The sequence below is a fragment of the Novosphingobium sp. PhB165 genome (assembly GCF_004341845.1).
Taxonomy (GTDB): Bacteria; Pseudomonadota; Alphaproteobacteria; order Sphingomonadales; family Sphingomonadaceae; genus Novosphingobium.
On sequence record NZ_SLVB01000001.1, the window covers coordinates 219,762 to 236,397 of the forward strand.

18 protein-coding genes are annotated in these 16,636 nt (G+C 64.6%); 11 read left to right on the forward strand and 7 right to left on the reverse strand.

The genetic code is table 11. The annotated features are described in order from the left end of the window. Nucleotides 1-36: 36 nt before the first annotated feature. The 10 genes from EDF56_RS01125 to purT all read left to right on the forward strand — a co-directional run bounded on the left by EDF56_RS01125 (nucleotide 37) and on the right by purT (nucleotide 9,579). Nucleotides 37-3,240, forward strand: a complete 3,204-nt coding sequence (locus EDF56_RS01125) for a YdbH domain-containing protein (RefSeq protein ID WP_132384908.1) — start codon at nucleotides 37-39, stop codon at nucleotides 3,238-3,240. 47 nt (nucleotides 3,241-3,287) lie between these two features. Next, complete coding sequence (locus EDF56_RS01130) at nucleotides 3,288-3,524, forward strand: YnbE family lipoprotein (RefSeq protein WP_243652316.1); 237 nt, start codon at nucleotides 3,288-3,290, stop codon at nucleotides 3,522-3,524. Continuing rightward, nucleotides 3,524-3,931 carry a YdbL family protein gene (locus tag EDF56_RS01135; RefSeq protein ID WP_132384910.1) on the forward strand — a complete coding sequence of 136 codons (408 nt, stop codon included), beginning with the start codon at nucleotides 3,524-3,526 and terminating at the stop codon, nucleotides 3,929-3,931. The genes EDF56_RS01130 and EDF56_RS01135 overlap by 1 nt, the downstream gene beginning before the upstream one ends. Before the next feature lie 562 nt (nucleotides 3,932-4,493). Then, on the forward strand, nucleotides 4,494-4,814 hold the full coding sequence (locus EDF56_RS01140; RefSeq protein ID WP_132384911.1) for an AtpZ/AtpI family protein: 321 nt from the start codon (nucleotides 4,494-4,496) through the stop codon (nucleotides 4,812-4,814). 54 nt (nucleotides 4,815-4,868) lie between these two features. Next, entirely contained in the window at nucleotides 4,869-5,651 is a 783-nt protein-coding gene (locus tag EDF56_RS01145; protein WP_132384912.1) for a F0F1 ATP synthase subunit A, read from the forward strand. A gap of 40 nt (nucleotides 5,652-5,691) precedes the next feature. Further along, on the forward strand, nucleotides 5,692-5,916 hold the full coding sequence (locus EDF56_RS01150) for a F0F1 ATP synthase subunit C (RefSeq protein WP_054439786.1): 225 nt from the start codon (nucleotides 5,692-5,694) through the stop codon (nucleotides 5,914-5,916). A 106-nt stretch (nucleotides 5,917-6,022) separates the two neighbouring features. Further along, nucleotides 6,023-6,517 carry an ATPase gene (locus tag EDF56_RS01155; protein ID WP_132384913.1) on the forward strand — a complete coding sequence of 165 codons (495 nt, stop codon included), beginning with the start codon at nucleotides 6,023-6,025 and terminating at the stop codon, nucleotides 6,515-6,517. Beyond that, a complete protein-coding gene (locus EDF56_RS01160; RefSeq protein ID WP_132384914.1) occupies nucleotides 6,510-7,100 on the forward strand; it encodes a hypothetical protein in 591 nt (196 codons plus the stop codon). Before EDF56_RS01155 ends, EDF56_RS01160 begins: the two co-directional genes overlap by 8 nt. Nucleotides 7,101-7,270: 170 nt before the next feature. Beyond that, nucleotides 7,271-8,101: a hypothetical protein gene (locus EDF56_RS01165; protein WP_132384915.1), complete on the forward strand. Its 831-nt coding sequence runs from the start codon at nucleotides 7,271-7,273 to the stop codon at nucleotides 8,099-8,101. A gap of 311 nt (nucleotides 8,102-8,412) precedes the next feature. Continuing rightward, nucleotides 8,413-9,579 carry a formate-dependent phosphoribosylglycinamide formyltransferase gene (gene purT, locus EDF56_RS01175; RefSeq protein WP_132384916.1) on the forward strand — a complete coding sequence of 389 codons (1,167 nt, stop codon included), beginning with the start codon at nucleotides 8,413-8,415 and terminating at the stop codon, nucleotides 9,577-9,579. A gap of 78 nt (nucleotides 9,580-9,657) precedes the next feature. Here the strand turns inward: purT and EDF56_RS01180 are convergent, their stop codons facing one another. From EDF56_RS01180 to aroA, 7 genes are all read right to left on the reverse strand, one after another. Continuing rightward, nucleotides 9,658-10,221, reverse strand: coding sequence for a nucleoside 2-deoxyribosyltransferase domain-containing protein (locus EDF56_RS01180; protein WP_243652317.1), 564 nt, complete (start codon nucleotides 10,219-10,221; stop codon nucleotides 9,658-9,660). A 16-nt stretch (nucleotides 10,222-10,237) separates the two neighbouring features. Next, nucleotides 10,238-10,996, reverse strand: a complete 759-nt coding sequence (gloB, locus tag EDF56_RS01185) for a hydroxyacylglutathione hydrolase (protein WP_132384917.1) — start codon at nucleotides 10,994-10,996, stop codon at nucleotides 10,238-10,240. Between the two features lie 374 nt (nucleotides 10,997-11,370). Continuing rightward, nucleotides 11,371-13,077 carry a 30S ribosomal protein S1 gene (gene rpsA, locus EDF56_RS01190; protein ID WP_132384918.1) on the reverse strand — a complete coding sequence of 569 codons (1,707 nt, stop codon included), beginning with the start codon at nucleotides 13,075-13,077 and terminating at the stop codon, nucleotides 11,371-11,373. Nucleotides 13,078-13,315: 238 nt separating this feature from the next. Further along, complete coding sequence (locus tag EDF56_RS01195; protein ID WP_132384919.1) at nucleotides 13,316-13,936, reverse strand: d(CMP) kinase; 621 nt, start codon at nucleotides 13,934-13,936, stop codon at nucleotides 13,316-13,318. A 54-nt stretch (nucleotides 13,937-13,990) separates the two neighbouring features. After that, nucleotides 13,991-14,236, reverse strand: coding sequence for a hypothetical protein (locus EDF56_RS01200; protein ID WP_132384920.1), 246 nt, complete (start codon nucleotides 14,234-14,236; stop codon nucleotides 13,991-13,993). A gap of 77 nt (nucleotides 14,237-14,313) precedes the next feature. Further along, nucleotides 14,314-14,577: a permease gene (locus EDF56_RS01205; protein ID WP_132384921.1), complete on the reverse strand. Its 264-nt coding sequence runs from the start codon at nucleotides 14,575-14,577 to the stop codon at nucleotides 14,314-14,316. 60 nt (nucleotides 14,578-14,637) lie between these two features. Next, nucleotides 14,638-15,960, reverse strand: a complete 1,323-nt coding sequence (gene aroA, locus EDF56_RS01210) for a 3-phosphoshikimate 1-carboxyvinyltransferase (RefSeq protein ID WP_132385721.1) — start codon at nucleotides 15,958-15,960, stop codon at nucleotides 14,638-14,640. Between the two features lie 235 nt (nucleotides 15,961-16,195). On the opposite strand from aroA, the gene EDF56_RS01215 reads away from it, so the two are divergent. Next, nucleotides 16,196-16,516, forward strand: a complete 321-nt coding sequence (locus EDF56_RS01215; RefSeq protein WP_132384922.1) for a TIGR02300 family protein — start codon at nucleotides 16,196-16,198, stop codon at nucleotides 16,514-16,516. Nucleotides 16,517-16,636 lie beyond the last annotated feature (120 nt).

The following is a 16,636-nucleotide window of genomic DNA, read 5'->3' on the forward strand; positions in this document are numbered from 1 at the left end:
CCTTTCCCGGCGCACGCGCGCAAGTGAACGATCTGAATGCCTGAGGTGCCCGACCAGTCCAACGCCCCGGCGGAGCTTATCCGGCCGTTCCTGCGCACGCGCCGCGGCGCGGCGGTAACGGGCGTGCTTGGGCTGTTCGCGCTCGGCGTCAGCGCGGTCTGGGTCATGCGCGAGGACATTGCGGACAACCTGATCGAGCATGAACTGGCCAAGCTGGAGCTACCCGCCCGCTACCGGATAGTGCGGATTTCCCCGTCCGAGGAAGTGATCCGCGATCTTGTGATCGGCGATCCCCGGCGGCCGGACCTGACGATCGAGGAAGTCCGCGTGACGACGGATTTCTCTTGGGGGCTGCCCGGAATCGGCCGCATCACTCTGGTCCGCCCGCGCCTCTACGGCAGCTTGCACAAGGGCAAGCTGAGCCTCGGCACGCTCGACAAGGCGCTCGCATCGGGCGGTGGTGACAAGGAACACCCGCTGCCCGACTACGACGTGGCGCTGGTGGACGGCCGGGTTCTGATCGAAAGCGATTACGGCCGCGTTGCCGCGCAGATCGACGGAGCAGGGCCCTTGCGCGGCGGTTTCGCGGGGCAGCTTGCGGCGATCTCGCCGGGGCTGACCTATCAGGGCTGCCGGACGGGGCGCACCACGCTCTATGGCAAGCTGCGCGTGCAGGGCGAGAAGCCTGCGTTCACCGGGCCCTTGCGGATAGCGGGGCTCGACTGTCCCGACCGGACCTTGCATGCCGACCGGGCGGATACGCAGCTTGAACTGACGTTCGACCGCCCGCTAGACGGCGTCGAGGGACGGCTGGGGCTTGAGGGCGGCGCGGTGCGGTTGGCCGACAACCGCCTCGCGGGGCTTACGGCCTCGGGTCGTTTCACATTCCGCAAGCAGGCACTCACTGCCACCTACAAGCTCGCCGCGCGCGGAGTTGCCACGCCGCAGGCCCGCGCCGATGCGCTGGGCTTCGATGGGCAAGTGCGCACGGATGCCGGCTTCGCCCATGTCGATATCGACGGCGATGTGACCGGCAGCGGGCTCGTTCCCGGAGCGATGGGAGACCGCGCGCTTGCCGATCTCGCGAAGCGCGGAGAGGGCACGCTGGTCGCTTCGCTGGCGAACCGGATTCGCGTGGGGCTGGCGCGCGAGGCGCGTGGGTCGCGGCTGGATGCCAACCTCGTCCTGCGGCGCGACGGTGCAAGCTGGAGTCTTGTCGTCCCGCGCGGCAACTGGCGCGGGACCAGCGGCGCTTCACTGCTGGCGCTTTCGCGTGTGCAGGCGGTGTTCGGCCAGTCGCGACCGGTGATCACAGGCAACTTCGCGAGCGGAGGCGCGGGCCTGCCGCAAGTCTCCGGCCGAATGGAAAGCGGCACCGATGGCCGTCTGGCGCTCAGCGTGTCGATGCCGGAATATCTGGCGGGCGATTCGCGGCTGGCTTTGCCGCATCTCTCGCTGACGCAGTCCGCCGACGGGACGATGACCTTCACAGGCGAGGCTAGGCTCTCCGGCCCATTGCCCGGCGGGAGGGCGGACGGGCTGGTCCTGCCGATCGAGGGACGCTGGGCGGCGGACGGCGCACTGGCGCTCTGGCCGCGCTGCACCACGGTGGCGTTCGACCGGCTGGCGGTGGCCAACCTCACGCTGGAGAAGCGCAGCCTGCCGGTCTGCCCGGCGCAAGGCGGATCGATTCTGCGGAACGATGCCCGAGGGCTGACGATCACCGCTGGCGTGCCTTCGCTCGACGTTACCGGCAGGCTGGGCGGCACGCGCATCCACGTCGCCAGCGGACCGGTGGGCTACGCACAGGCTCCGGGAAGGCCCGGTGCGCTCACCGCCAAGGCTGTCGCGGTGGAACTGGGCGCCGCCGATGCACCTTCGCGCTTCCGCATTTCCCACCTCGATGCTGAGGTCGGCAAGGACATCGCAGGGACGTTCGATGAGGGCGACATCATGCTCGCCGCCGTCCCGCTCGACATGCATCAGGCTGCCGGGCGCTGGCGCTATGCAAACGACGTGCTGGCGATAGACGGGCAGAGCTTCACGCTGGTCGACCGCCAGCAGGTGCCTCGCTTCAAGCTGCTGATCGCCCGCGATGCTTCGTTGCGGCTGGAAAACGGCGTCGTCACCGCACAGGCGTTGTTGCGCGAGCCGACCAGTGACCGCGGCGTGGTGCGTGCCGATATCGTCCACGATCTCAATGCCACCACCGGGCACGCCGATCTCACCGTGGACGGCATTCTGTTCGACAAGAAAGTGCAGGCCGAGACGCTTTCGCCGCTGCTGCTGGGCATCGTCTCCAACCTCGAAGGCACAGTGAGCGGCACCGGGCGGATCGAATGGAATGCCAGGGGCGTGACCAGCCACGGCCAATTCTCCAGCGACGGGCTTGCGTTCGCCGCGCCATTCGGGCCGGTGAAGGGCCTGTCCGGCGCTGTGGTCTTCACCGACCTTCTCGGGCTCGTCACCGCGCCGGACCAGAAGCTGAAGCTCGCCTCGATCAATCCCGGTGTGGAAGTGACCGACGGCGTCCTCTCGTTCCAGCTGGAGCCCGACTATCTCCTTCGCATCAATGGCGCGCGATGGCCGTTCATGGACGGGGTGCTGACGCTGGAACCGGCGACGATGACCATGGGGGCATCGGAAACACGCCGGTACAAGATTACCGTGAAGGGTCTGAATGCCGCCACTTTCGTGCAGCATCTGGACCTCGGCAACATCAATGCAACCGGCGTGTTCGACGGTGAATTGCCGCTGGTGTTCGACGAGAACGGCGGGCGGATAGAGAACGGCTACCTTGCCTCCCGGGCGCCGGGCGGCAATGTCAGCTACATCGGTGCGCTTACTTACAAGGACCTCTCGGCGATGGGCAACTTCGCCTTCGGGGCGTTGAAGTCGGTCGATTACAGCCGGATGGAGATCGGTTTGGGCGGTTCGCTGGACGGCGATATCCTCACGCGCATCAGCTTCGATGGGCTCAGTCAGGGGGCGGGGGCCTCCAAGAACTTCGTGACCAAGCAGATCGCCAAGCTGCCGATCCACTTCATCGTCAATGTGAAGGCGCCGTTCATGAGCCTCTTCGGCAACATGCGTTCGCTTTACGACGCCAATTACCTCAAGGACCCGCGCCTGCTCAGCGCCGAGGCTGCTGCCCGGGCGCAAGCCGCCGCAGCGGCAAAAACCGCGACTGATCCCGCGTCCGCCACCATTCAGCCTTCAGACAGCGAGAAAAAACCATGATTGGCCCGCAATTGACCGGAAGCGTTCCGGCTGCGACAAGCCCGGCGATGACGCGTTTCGCCAGCCCGTTTCCGCAGCGCACCGCTCGCCGGACCGGCAGGCGCGCCGTTCGCGCCGCAACGATGATGACGGGTCTGATCCCGATGCTGTCCGGCTGCATTCAGGTGACTGCGCCCGACAAGCCGATCGTGATCGAACTTAATGTCAACATTCGTCAGGAAGTGATCTATCAACTCTCTGCCGACGCGGAGAAGACGATCCAAGACAACGAAGGCGTATTCTGATGAGCAAGATCCGTTTCAGCCGCTCCGTCGCTTTCATGGGCGCAGCCGCGCTGGTCCTTGGGGCGGGCCTTGGGGCAGGTGGGGCCGCCACCGCGCAGGAAGCGCGCGACCCGGCCTATGCCGCCGCGCGCGCCGCCGGTCAGGTAGGCGAGCAGCGAGACGGGTATCTCGGCGTGGTCGGCAGCCAGTCGGCCGCCGTCCAGGCGATGGTTCGCGATCTCAACAACAAGCGCCGCGCCATCTATACGCAGAAGGCTGCCGGCAAGGGCACGATCGAGGAATATGCCTTCGCCACGGCCTGCCGCCTGATCTCGCAGACCAGCCCGGGGGAGAAATATCAGGCCCCCGATGACTCGTGGCAGACCCGCACCGCCGCTCCGCCGCAGCGGGATCCGCGCTGCCCGTAAGCCCAGTGAAGCGCAACGCGGCAACCTGATTTAGCACTGACCTTTCCGCGGCGCCGGCCTACTCCCCCACCCGATCTCCCCTACGGGGTAGAATCTGGGAGGTCGGCCCCCTCAGCGAAAAGGTCCCCCGGACCTTTTCGTATTCTTCGGGACGGGAGAGGGCCGGTGCCCCAAGCCTTCGACGAATGTCGAAGGCGCACCCGACAAATGACTCGGGGCCCGGTGCCGCAGAGAACACGGCTCCAGATCAGTGGGGCGTTATTCTCATTTCCTTCCCAATCTTTCGTCAGTCCGACAGACGCGTGACGAACACCCGACAGCAATGATTCGCATCCGTTCGGGGGAAAGCCTCATTCCGGCATCGCCCTTGCGCTTTTCCTTTTGTTGGCGAATGCTGTGTTCCTGCGGGTACTTGGTCCCGCGAGGATGCGTGTGAACAAGAGGCGCGGCGCGCGCCCGGCCAAGGTTGACTCGGGATAAGCCCCACCCTAAGGGGGCGGCGCCCTAGGCAGGGAGCCGTTGAGCGCGTCAATCGTCCTTTGATGGAGGAGGAAGATCTGACATGAGCGACGAGCCACCTGTAGGGGACCCTGTCGGCGAGGATGCGCGCCTTGACAGGCTCGATGATCGGCTGAAAGCCCTTCGCGAGCGTGAAGAGCAGCGCAATCGACCGGCCAAGGGCGCGGAAACGGACGATGCATATCGTGCCGGTAACCGCGTTCTGGCCGATTTGCTGGGTGGGGTTGCCGGCGGTTTGTTTCTCGGTTGGGTGATTGATCACTTCGCCGGAACGTCGCCCTGGGGTCTGTTGGTGATGATGTTCCTCGGAATATTCGTTGCCTTCAGGAATATCATAAGGAATTCGAACCAGCGCCCGGATTGACCCAGAGGGGGTGGATACAGGGCGCTGTCGTTCATTGGCGACAGGGATATTCGCGTGGCTGCCGAAGCGAAGCTCGATCCGATGCACCAGTTCCAGCTTGAGACGCTGGCCGGTGCCAATTGGAACATTGCGGGATACAACATCGCCTTTACCAACAGTGCGTTGTGGATGGCGATTGCTACCGTCGTGCTGGTCGTGTTCGTCTCCGGCGGCATGAAGCGCCAGCTGGTGCCCGGTCGCTGGCAGATGGCGGTGGAGACTTTTACCGGTTTCATCGACGGAATGCTGGCCGCCAACGTCGGTCCGGCAGGCAAGAAGTACGTTCCGTACATCTTCTCGCTGTTCATGTTCATTCTCTTTGCGAACTTCCTGGGCCTGCTGCCGCTCGGCGTTCTGGGCCTGCACGCCTTCACGTTCACCAGCCACTTCTCGGCAACCGGTGTTCTGGCGATAATGTCGTTCGCGATCGTGCTTGGGGTTGGCTTTGCCAAGCACAAGCTCCACTTCTTCTCGCTGTTCGTGCCGCACGGCACTCCGGTGGTCATGATCCCGCTGATCTTCTGCGTGGAACTGATCTCCTTCCTGGTGCGCCCGTTCAGCCTCGGTCTGCGTCTTTTCGTCGCGATGATGGCCGGCCACGTTCTTCTTGAGGTGCTTTCGAGCTTCGTGATCAGCTCGGGCAACGCCGGCATCGGCCTTTTCGCCATCGCCGGTCTGCCCAGCTTCATCCTGATGGTCGGCATCTGCGCACTGGAACTGCTGGTCGCCGGCATTCAGGCCTACGTTTTCGCTCTTCTCACCTGCGTCTATCTCAACGACGCTGAGAATCTTCACTGATTTCAATCGCATATCGCATTTTCCAAAGGGAGTTTTTGAAATGGACGCAGAAGCTGCAAAGCTGCTTGGTGCTGGGTTTGCCGCGATCGGTTGCGGCCTCGCCTCGATCGGCGTGGGTAGCGTGTTCGCGAAGTTCCTCGAAGGCGCGCTGCGCAATCCCGGTGCTGCCGACGCCCAGCAGGGCCGTCTGTTCATCGGCTTCGCGGGCGCCGAACTTCTCGGCCTGCTCTCGTTCGTCGTTGCCGCGCTGCTGATCTTCGCCTGATCACAATAGCGCACTAATCCGATCCGGCCGCGCGAACCCTTTGGTGCCGCGGCCGGGCCACCGGATGCAAGATTTCTACCGGCTACCTCGGGACAGGGCTTAACCCATGCCTCAGATCGCACAGCTTGGCGAATATTACGCCAGCCAGATCTTCTGGATGCTGATCTTCTTCGCCATCACCTTCTTCGTCGTTGGACGCGGCATGGTGCCCAAGGTGATGGATACCGTCGCCCAGCGCGACAAGCAGATTGCAGAGGACCTCGCTACGGCTGAAAAGCTGCGCGAGAGCGCCGACGCGGAAGAGGAAGCTTGGCGCACGCGTGAAAACGCGAACCGCGCCGAGGCTCAGGGCCTCATCGCCTCGGCCCGTGCCAAGGCTGGTGCTGCCACTGCCGACCGTCTCAACGCCGCACAAGTCGGCATTGAAGCGGATCTGGCTACCGCCGAAAAGCGTATCGACGAAGCGCGCCGCTCGGCCGCAAGCGAGATCGAGACCGTCGCGGCCGACGCTGCGCGTGAGATCGTCAGCCGCGTTGCCGGCCTCTCGCTTGACGAAACCGCCGTCCGCGCCGCCGTAAAGGGGAGCCTGGTTCATGGCTGATAACACTGTCACCCAACAGGCCGGCACCCAGCAGGCCGCTGCGCCGCAGGGCGCCGAGGCCGCCGGTACGCAGGCTCACGTCGCTGTCGAGCATGCCGAACCCGAACTGCTTGGCGTGGCTCCGCCCGTCGCAGTCGTCAGCACTTCGATGCTGGTGCTCATCGCGATCATGCTCTGGAAGGGCGTGCCGAAGCTGATCACCGGCGGATTGGATGCCCGGATCAGCCAGATCAAGGCGCACCTCGAAGAGGCCAAGACCCTGCGTGCCGAGGCGGAAGCCCTGCGCAAGGAATATGCTGACAAGATCGCGAACGCCGAAAAGGACGCCGCGGCCATGCTCGAGCACGCTCAGCATGAAGCCGAAGCGATCGTCGCCAAGGCTGAGGCTGACACCACCGAACTGATCGCCCGTCGTCGCAAGATGGTGGAAGAGAAGATCTCGGCGCTGGAACTGGCCACGATCACCGACCTGCGCCGCAAGGCCGCAGCGGCTGCCGCCAATGCCGCGGCTGACCTGATCAAGGACAACCATTCGGCTGCTGCCGACAAGGCTCTGGTCGATCAGGCAATCGCCGGCATCTGATCCCGGTATCCGGTAACGAACACAAAAAAGCCCTCGTGCAGTCGCACGGGGGCTTTTTTGTTGCCGGGCCGATGAACGTTCTGAAACCGGCAAGTCCTGTGAGTTGACAAGCCGGGCGTGTCTCCCAATTGATCGGCGCTAAGCTCTATGAGCTTGCAATAGGGGGAACTATGAAAATCGTAGCAACTTTTGCTGCCGGCCTTGCGCTGGCGGCAATGCCTGTTCTTGCTGCCGCGCAGCCGCTTTCAAAGCAGAACGCACTACAACTGACCCAACTGGGACTGGGTGACGACGCCATCGTTGCCAAGATCAGTGCCGACAAGGTGGACTTCGACCTTTCCACCGACGAGATGATCGCGCTGCGCAAGCAAGGCGTTTCGTCGGCCGTGATCGCGGCCATGATTTCCAACCGCTATCAGCAGAAGGCAGAGATGTCGCTCGATTCGCCGGACCCGGCGGTTCCGCATCCGGCCGGTCTCTATGCGGTTCAGGATATCGGCCATATGCACATGCTGCGCATGGATTCGACCGTAACCAACCAGGCCAAGACCGGTGGTTTGCTTGGCTATGCCTTCACCGGCGGCATCGCGTCCATGAGCGTTAAGGCGTCGATCCAGAAGGAGACGTCCGCCGTTCCCGTACAGCGCCAGCCGCGCTTCTACTTCTTCTCGGCGGAATCGAACGGCAGCGATGGCGGCGCTTGGGCAAGCGGCACGAATACCGTCGTGGCCTCACCGGCTGAACTCACGCTGATCCGCCTGACGCGCAAGGACGGACGCCGCGAGGCCCGCGTTGGAAGCGTCAATATCGCCGGTGCCAAGACCGGCGTGATGGACAAGGATCGCATCGAATTCCGGCATGAACTGGTGCGTCCCGGCGTCTATCGTATCGACGTTACCCAGCCGCTCGAACCCGGCGAATATGGTTTCATCTATTCGTTGGCGGGCAGCGGCTCGGCCGGCGCGATGACCGCACGGATCTTCGACTTCACCGTACAATAAACATGCGCGGCATTTTCGGCGTTTGACCGAACGAAGACCAAGCCCTCGTGCATTCGCACGGGGGCTTTTTGCTTGTGGCAGCAACCGTTCGCCACGGTGGCGATATTGATGCCGCTCGGTCCGCTTTGGTATCAGCGATGCTGCCCTTCGTGTTGCAGAGGCTGCGTTTTAGATCCGGCGAGTGCTGCGGTGCCGATCGTGGCGATACCGGTCGATGTCACGGGGCTGGTGATCTATTTCAGCATTGCGCTTGCGTTTCTCTCCGGGACGCTGCTCTAGCGCCCCGGAAGCCACAAAGAAGGACGGTCATCATGGCATTCACCGCGAAGATCCTGCTGCTCGGTTCGGGCGAACTGGGGCGCGAATTCGTCATCTCGGCCAAGCGCCTCGGCTGTGAGGTGATCGCTTGCGACGCTTACGAGGGCGCGCCGGCAATGCAGGTGGCCGATCACTTTGAGGTTTTCTCGATGCTGGATGGAGAGCGCCTGCGCGCGGCCATCGAGAAGCACAAACCCGACTTTATCGTGCCCGAGGTTGAGGCAATCCGTACCGAAGTGCTCGCTGAAGTCGAGGCTGAGGGATTCTGCGTGGTTCCGTCTGCCCGCGCCACGCAGATGACCATGAACCGCGATGCTATTCGCGAGGTCGCTGCTGTCGAACTGGGGCTGCGCACTTCGCGTTATCGCTACGCGGAATCGCTCGACGAAGTTCTGGCCGGGGCAGAGCACACCGGGCTGCCCTGCGTCATCAAGCCGGTCATGTCCTCATCGGGCAAGGGTCAGAGCACGGTTCGCGACGCGGCTGAGCTGGAGAAGGCGTGGGACTATGCCGTCGCCAACATGCGCGGCGACCGCAAGCGCGTGATCGTCGAGGAGTTCGTGGCTTTCGACTACGAGATCACACTGCTGACCGTGCGCAGCCGCGAGGGCGTTTCGTTCTGCCCGCCGATCGGCCACCGGCAGGAGCGCGGCGACTATCAGGAATCGTGGCAGCCGACGCCGATGGCGCCTGCGGCAATTGCCGATGCGCAGGACATGGCGCGCAAGGTGGTGGACGATCTGGGCGGCTATGGCCTGTTCGGCGTCGAATTCTTCGTGAAGGGCGAGGAGGTGATTTTCTCCGAGCTCTCGCCGCGCCCGCATGACACCGGCATGGTCACGCTGATCTCGCAGAACCTGTCGGAGTTCGACCTCCATGCTCGTGCGATCCTTGGCCTGCCGATCCCCGAGGTCACGCTTTATGGCCCGAGTGCTTCGGCGGTGATCCTTGCCGATCGGGATAGCGATTCCTTCGTCTGCGGAGGCCTCTCGGACGCATTGGCGACACCGGGTGGGCAAGTAGACCTGCGCGTCTTTGCAAAGCCCGTAACGCGGCCCTACCGCCGTATGGGCGTTGCGCTTGCGCTGGCCGAGGACACCGATACCGCGCGTCGTATTGCGGCCGAGGCGGCGGGCAAGGTGCGCATCCTCTACAAGTGAGGTGAGGGGCTGCTGCTTCCCGCTCAAAACCTCGTCGTCCCCGCCTTCGCGGGGGCGACGGTAATCAATGCCTGAGTGTCAGGCCGGCCTCTTCCAGCCGTGAACGCGCTGGCGCACAGTCGCCAGCAGTTCCTCCATCGTCGCCGCTTGCGTAATGCCATAACGCGGAGCGGTGATGTCGACGTTGCCCTTGCGCCAGAAGCCTTCGGGGCAAAGTAGCACCAGTTTGCCGTCCCGCGCATGGAGGCCGAGTTCCAGCAGGCTCACCGGGCTTTGCGTACCGGGCGCAAGGTACATCACGATCACGTCGGCGCTTTCCAGCGCAGCCAGTTCCCATTCGACCTGGCGGCGGAACTCGGGCTCGCTCGCCTCGGGTTTCCACGCCGGGTTCCAGTCGGGCCGGCGTGGGTTGAGGATTACCACGTTCTCGTTCGACAGGGCCTTGGTGAGATCGGCCTGCCAGTCCGTGGCGCTGCCCATGTCGATGCTGCCGCCGAGGAAGACGCGGGGAGCGTCGTGTGCCGCGGGCAGGGGCTGCGGGGAGGTGACAATCGTGCTGGAGGTCATGGCGGGTGTGGTCTCCGCGCTCGCCGTGAAGAGTGTGGCGAGCGCGAGGAGAGCGGCAAGTTTGTGAAAGGTCATCGGGGGGCGGACAGTCTCAGAACGTGTTCTTGGCTTCGCGCAGCGCCGCGAAAGTCTCCACCGCGTCGTGTCCGCCCCAGCGAGCCTGCAAGGCCGGATCGTCGGCGCGCAGGAATGGATTGGTGAGCAGTTCGCGGCCGAGCTTGGTGGGAACGGTCGGGATGCCGGCTGCGCGGGCGCGGGCAACGTCCTCGGCATAGGCGGCGAGTTCGGCATTCTCCGGGTCCGCGTGGAGGGCGAACTTGGCGTTCGAGGCGGTGTACTCGTGGGCGCAATAGAGCATGGTCTCGGGCGGGAGCGCCTTGATGCGCTGGAGGCTGGCCCAGAACTGCGGCGCGGTGCCTTCGAACATGCGGCCGCAGCCGAGCGCGAAGACCGAATCGCCGACGAAAGCGATCTGGGCTTCGGGCAGGTGATAGGCGCAATGGCCGAAGGTGTGCCCGCCCACGTCGATGACATGCGCCGTCCAGTCCCCGATTGTGACGCGGTCGCCCTGCGAGACCGTGCGGTCTACGCCCGCGATCTTGCCGGCATCGCCTTCCGGTGCGGTCACGGTGCAGCCGGTTGCGGCCTTGATGGCGCCATTTCCGCCTGCGTGGTCCGGGTGCCAGTGGGTGTTCCAGATCTGCGTGATCTGCCAGCCCTTGATAGCGGCCTGCCGCAGATATTCGTCGGCATCGGGGGTATCGATGCAGGCGGTCTCGCCGCTGACGGAATCGTGCAGCAGGAAGCCGTAGTTGTCACTGAGGCAGGGGAACTGGTGGACTTCGAGCATGGGATCTCTCCTTGTCCGGCGATGTAGTCTTTCAGGACAGTCGGCGAAAGAGGCATGGAGAAGAGGGCGCGCGCGGAGGCGCGGAGATCGCGGAGGAGAACAAGAAGAAGCGGATCGCGCAAAGGCGCAAAGGCGCGAAGAGGTTCGTCCGTGCCGAAGGCACCTGCCTTGATCAGAGGTAGCGGCACGGGCGCAGCTGGAAGTTAAAGGCGGCTTCGCCGCAAGCGCAACACCTTTGCGCCTTCGCGCCTTTGCGCGATCATTCTCTTTCACTTTCTGCGCGCCTCCGCGCGCACCGCATAAAGCAAAAGCCCGCCCGGATCGCTCCGGACGGGCCTTTACTGTTTCACCTGGCGGTGAAGCTCGAAACGTTCTTACGAACGGTTCTTGAGAGCCTCGCCCAGGATGTCGCCGAGCGAAGCGCCCGAGTCCGACGAACCGTACTGTTCGACAGCTTCCTTTTCTTCGTGAAGCTGGCGAGCCTTGACCGAGAAGGTCGGCTTCTTCGAACGGTCGAAACCGGTGACCATGGCGTCGAGCTTCTGGCCAACCTGGAAGCGGTCGGGGCGCTGCTCGTCGCGGTCGCGGCCGAGGTCCGAACGCTTGATGAAGCCAGTGGCGCCATCTTCGCCAGCCTGGACTTCCAGGCCGCCGTCGCGGACTTCGAGGATCGTCACGGTGACGACTTCGTTACGGCGCAGCGAACCACCCGCAGCGACGATGCCAGCGGCCGGAGCGCCACGCTCAAGCTGCTTCATGCCGAGGCTGATGCGTTCCTTCTCGACGTCGACGTCGAGAACCACGGCCGAAACCTGCTCGCCCTTGCGGTGCAGAGCCAGCGCGTCCTCGCCCGAGATGCCCCAGGCGATGTCCGACATGTGAACCATGCCGTCGACGTCGCCGTCGAGACCGATGAACAGGCCGAATTCAGTGGCGTTCTTGACTTCGCCTTCAACCTGCGAACCGACGGGGTGCTTCTCAGCGAAGGCTTCCCAGGGGTTCTGCTGAGCCTGCTTGAGGCCGAGCGAGATGCGGCGCTTGTCCGAATCGACTTCGAGAACGACCACTTCGACTTCCTGCGAGGTCGAGACGATCTTGCCGGGGTGGACGTTCTTCTTGGTCCAGGACATTTCCGAAACGTGGACAAGGCCCTCGATGCCGGCTTCCAGTTCCACGAACGCACCGTATTCGGTGATGTTGGTGACGGTGCCGGTGAGCTTGGCGCCCACGGGGTACTTGACGGCTGCGCCTTCCCACGGATCGCTTTCCAGCTGCTTCATGCCGAGGCTGATGCGCTGGGTGTCCTGGTTGATGCGGATGATCTGCACCTTCACGGTGTCGCCGATGGCGATCACTTCGCTCGGGTGGTTGACGCGCTTGTAGCTCATGTCGGTGACATGGAGCAGGCCGTCGATGCCGCCGAGGTCAACGAACGCACCGTAGTCGGTGATGTTCTTGACGACGCCTTCGATAACCTGGCCTTCGCTCAGCTTGTCGATCAGTTCGCTGCGCTGTTCGGCGCGCGTTTCTTCGAGGACGGCGCGACGCGACACGACGATATTGCCGCGGCGACGGTCCATCTTCAGGATCTGGAAGGGCTGCGGCACGTCCATCAGCGGGGTGACGTCGCGCACGGGGCGGATGTCGACCTGCGAGCCGGGGAGGAACGCAACGGCGCCGTCGAGGTCGACGGTGAAGCCGCCCTTGACGCGGCCGAAGATCACGCCTTCGACGCGCTTGCCTTCACCGAATTCGTTTTCGAGCTTGTCCCAGGCAGCTTCGCGACGGGCACGGTCACGCGACAGCATTGCTTCGCCGTCAGCGTTTTCGACGCGGTCGACGTAAACTTCGACTTCGTCGCCGACCTTGAGGCCGTGTTCACCTTCGCCGCGGGCGAATTCGCGCAGCGAGACGCGGCCTTCGCTCTTCAGGCCAACGTCGATGACGGCCTTGTCGTTTTCGATCGCGGTGACGGTGCCCTTGACGACGCGGCCTTCAAAGCCGTCGTCGGCGACGCCGCCGAGCTGATCTTCAAGCATCTTCGCGAAATCATCGCGAGTGGGAGTGGCAGAAGTAGCCATTAAAGGTTTGTTCCTGTTTATCGATTTTTCCGGCCAGGCGGTTGAATCCGCCGGTCTTCCTCCGCGCCCCGCACCATGCGGAACCCGGGCCAAAAGGGCCGAACCGCCACGGGGGCCGGATGCCCGCCGCAGCGTCCTTCAAACCTGACGGTTCTCCAGACCGGCGGCCACTACGCGCCTGAGGGGCGAAATGCAAGGAAAATGGCGGCCGGGATGGCGGTCTCGGCGGCCTGCCGAGTCAGCCTTTGCGGGCTACGACAGCGGCGATGGCGGCGGCAACTGCCTCTTCGCGGCCAAGATCGGAGGTATCCAGCAGTACGGCGTCGTCAGCAGCCACCAGCGGGGCGTCCTTGCGGTTTCGATCGCGCTCGTCGCGGGCGGCAAGGTCGGCGGCGATGTCGTCCAGCGATACGTCGCGGCCTTGTGCCTGCATTTCGAGGAAACGGCGCTGGGCACGGGCTTCGACCGAGGCGGTGACGAACAGCTTCACATCGGCTTCCGGGGCGATCACCGTGCCGATGTCGCGCCCGTCCAGCACGGCGCCGCCCGGCTGCGCGGCGAAGGCGTGCTGGCGCTCGTAAAGCGCGCGGCGCACCGCCGGATGGACCGAGACGCGGCTCGCAAGGCCGCCGCTTGCTTCAGAACGCAGTTCGGGGTCCGTCAACAGGCCTTCCGAAAAAGCGCAGGCGGCCAGCGCGGCCACGGGGTCATCCGGATTGCCGCCGTCGAGGAAGCACTGGCGGCCGACCGCGCGATACAGCAGGCCGGTGTCGAGATGGGGCAGTCCGAAATGGCGGGCGAGGGCTTTGGCAATTGTGCCTTTGCCCGAGGCGGTGGGTCCGTCGACGGCGATAATCATGCGGCGGCTCATGGCGGCTTGGAGCCGGTGAGGCAAGCTGCGCGTACCGTTTCCTCAGGATTCGCGGGCGCGGTCGGGATCGAGCAATTCCGGACTGTCGGCGCCGTAGATCTCTATGAGTTCGTGCTCGAAGCGCCCGGAATCGCGGGCCAGCCAGGCGACGACGACCAGCGCGACGCCAAGGCTCGCGCCGATCAGCGGCAGGATCAGGGTGAGCGCGGCCAGCAGGGGCAGCGGCAGGCCGCCGAGAGCCCGGCGCACGCTGCGAGGGGCGCCCGGATGTGCCAGCTTCGACTCCATCGCTGCCTCCTTTCCTGCGGAGAGGCTATGCCCGGAACCCTTGTCGAATGGTAACCGTACGAATCGGGATCGCGGCGTCAGGTCTTCCGGCGCGTGAGCAGCGCCTTCACCAGTCCCCACCCGGCGATCAGCGCCCAGAGCGCTTCCATCGCGATCGAGGGCAGGTTCACATTCACCATCAGCGAGATCAGCAGCAGGACCGCGCCGACCAGGTTCAAGCCGTGCTGAAGGTAGCGGTTCGGATTGTCCTGATAGGTGATGTAGGCATAGGCGGCGATGCAGCACACCGTGCCCAGGAAGCCGAGTGTGTTGCTCAGCCATTCCGGCAGGTCGAGGATCATGCGGGCTCCGGCAGCATAAGGGGCAGGGGCGACGGTGGCGCCGCCCCTGCGAGAATGCCCTTATTCCGCGAGGCTGGCCAGCAGGTCCTCGAAATTGGGGAAGCTGGTGGCGATCGGTCGCGTGTCGTCGACGTCCACGCCCTGCTGGCTGACGAGTCCGGCGACCGCCATCGACATCGCGATGCGGTGATCGAGGTGGGTGGTCACTTGGGCGGCCGTCGCGGTGCCCGGCAGCGGCGCGCCGCCGGTGCCGGTGATGACCAGGCCGTCCTCGCGCTCCTCGATCTCGGCGCCGGCCAATGTCAGCGCGGCGGCCATTGCGGAGAGGCGGTCCGATTCCTTGACGCGCAACTCGTCGAGGCCGCTGGTCACCGTCACGCCCTCGGCCAGCGAGGCAGCAACGAAGAGGACGGGGAATTCGTCGATCATGGCAGGCGCGATGGCGGGATCGACTTCGATGCCCTTGAGCGCCGAATGCTTCACCAGCAGGTCCGCCACCGGCTCGCCGCCGACTTCGCGCGAGTTCAGGAACTCGATCTGGCCGCCCATCTGGCGCAGGACTTCGACAAGACCGGCGCGCGTCGGGTTAAGGCCGACATTCTCGATCACCACTTCGCTGCCCGGCACCACCAGCGCGGCAACGATGAAGAAGGCAGCGGAGGACGGGTCACCCGGCACGTCGATGACCTGCGGCTTGAGTTCGGCCTCGCCCTTGATGGTGATGACGCGGGTGCCGTCGGCCTCCACGGTCACGTCAAGCTCGGCGCCGAAGCCCTTGAGCATGCGTTCGGAATGGTCGCGCGTCGGCACCGGCTCGATCACGGTGGTCGTGCCCGGGGTGTTGAGGCCGGCGAGCAGGATTGCGCTCTTTACCTGTGCGGAGGCGACTGGCAGGCGGTACGTGATCGGCACGGCCGGCGAAGCGCCGCGCACGATCAGCGGTAGGCGGCCGCCCTCACTGGCTTCGAAGCTGGCGCCCATTTCGGAGAGCGGATCGATCACGCGGCCCATCGGGCGCTTGGAGAGCGATTCATCGCCGACGAAGCTGACATTGATCGGATGGCTGGAAACGAGGCCCATCAGCAGGCGCGTCGAGGTGCCGGAATTGCCCATGTCGAGCGGGCCGGTGGGCTGGTGCAGGGCGCCGACACCGACGCCGCTAACACGCCATTCACCGTCTTCCATGCGCTCCACCGATGCGCCCATCGCGCGCATGGCGGCGGCGGTGGCCAGCACGTCCTCGCCTTCGAGCAGGCCGGTCACGCGCGTCTCACCCACAGCCAGCGCGCCGAGCATGATCGAGCGGTGGCTGATCGACTTGTCCCCCGGAACGCGGATCCTTCCTTTGATCGGTCCTGCGGGCAGGAAACGGCGGGGGCGCATGGGGGAGGCGGGGTCGTGGCTCACGGCGGTGCTTCTTTCGAGGCTGGAAGGGGCGCAAAATCGCCGGGCTTTTGACAGCGGGTGCGGCCTATGGCAAGGCGCGCGCCCTGATGCGGCCTACACGCCAGATCTGGCACGCCTGATCCGGCATGCTTGATTTTGCGCGCGGGCCCTCCCATCAAGACACAGAATTCACGCCCGTACCCTTCGGTCGGGCAATAATTGAGGACATTTCATGGCAAAGCCTGAGTGGGGCGCCAAGCACGGCTGCCCGAAATGCGGCACCCGCTTCTACGATCTGGGCAAGGATGACCCGGTCACCTGCATCGAGTGCGGCCATTCGTGGCACCCGGAACCGGTGCTGAAGTCCAAGCAGCCGATTCCCTATGAGGAAATCCAGAAGAAGGAAGTCGTCGAGACCGAGGATGCGGATCTCGCCGATGACGATCTGGACATCGACGACGATGGCGATTCGCCGGACAACGACGTCGACCTCGGCGGTGACGACGATCTCGGCATCGGCGGCGGCGACGACGATGGTGATCGCGACGAGTAAGCCTCGGGCGCTATCTGTTTCAGGAAAGGGCGCGGCGCTTCGGCGGCCGCGCCCTTTCTTTTTGTCCAAATGGGGTGCGAAGGGGGCGCTGGTTTCGTCGGGAGAGGCGAACCTTCCTTG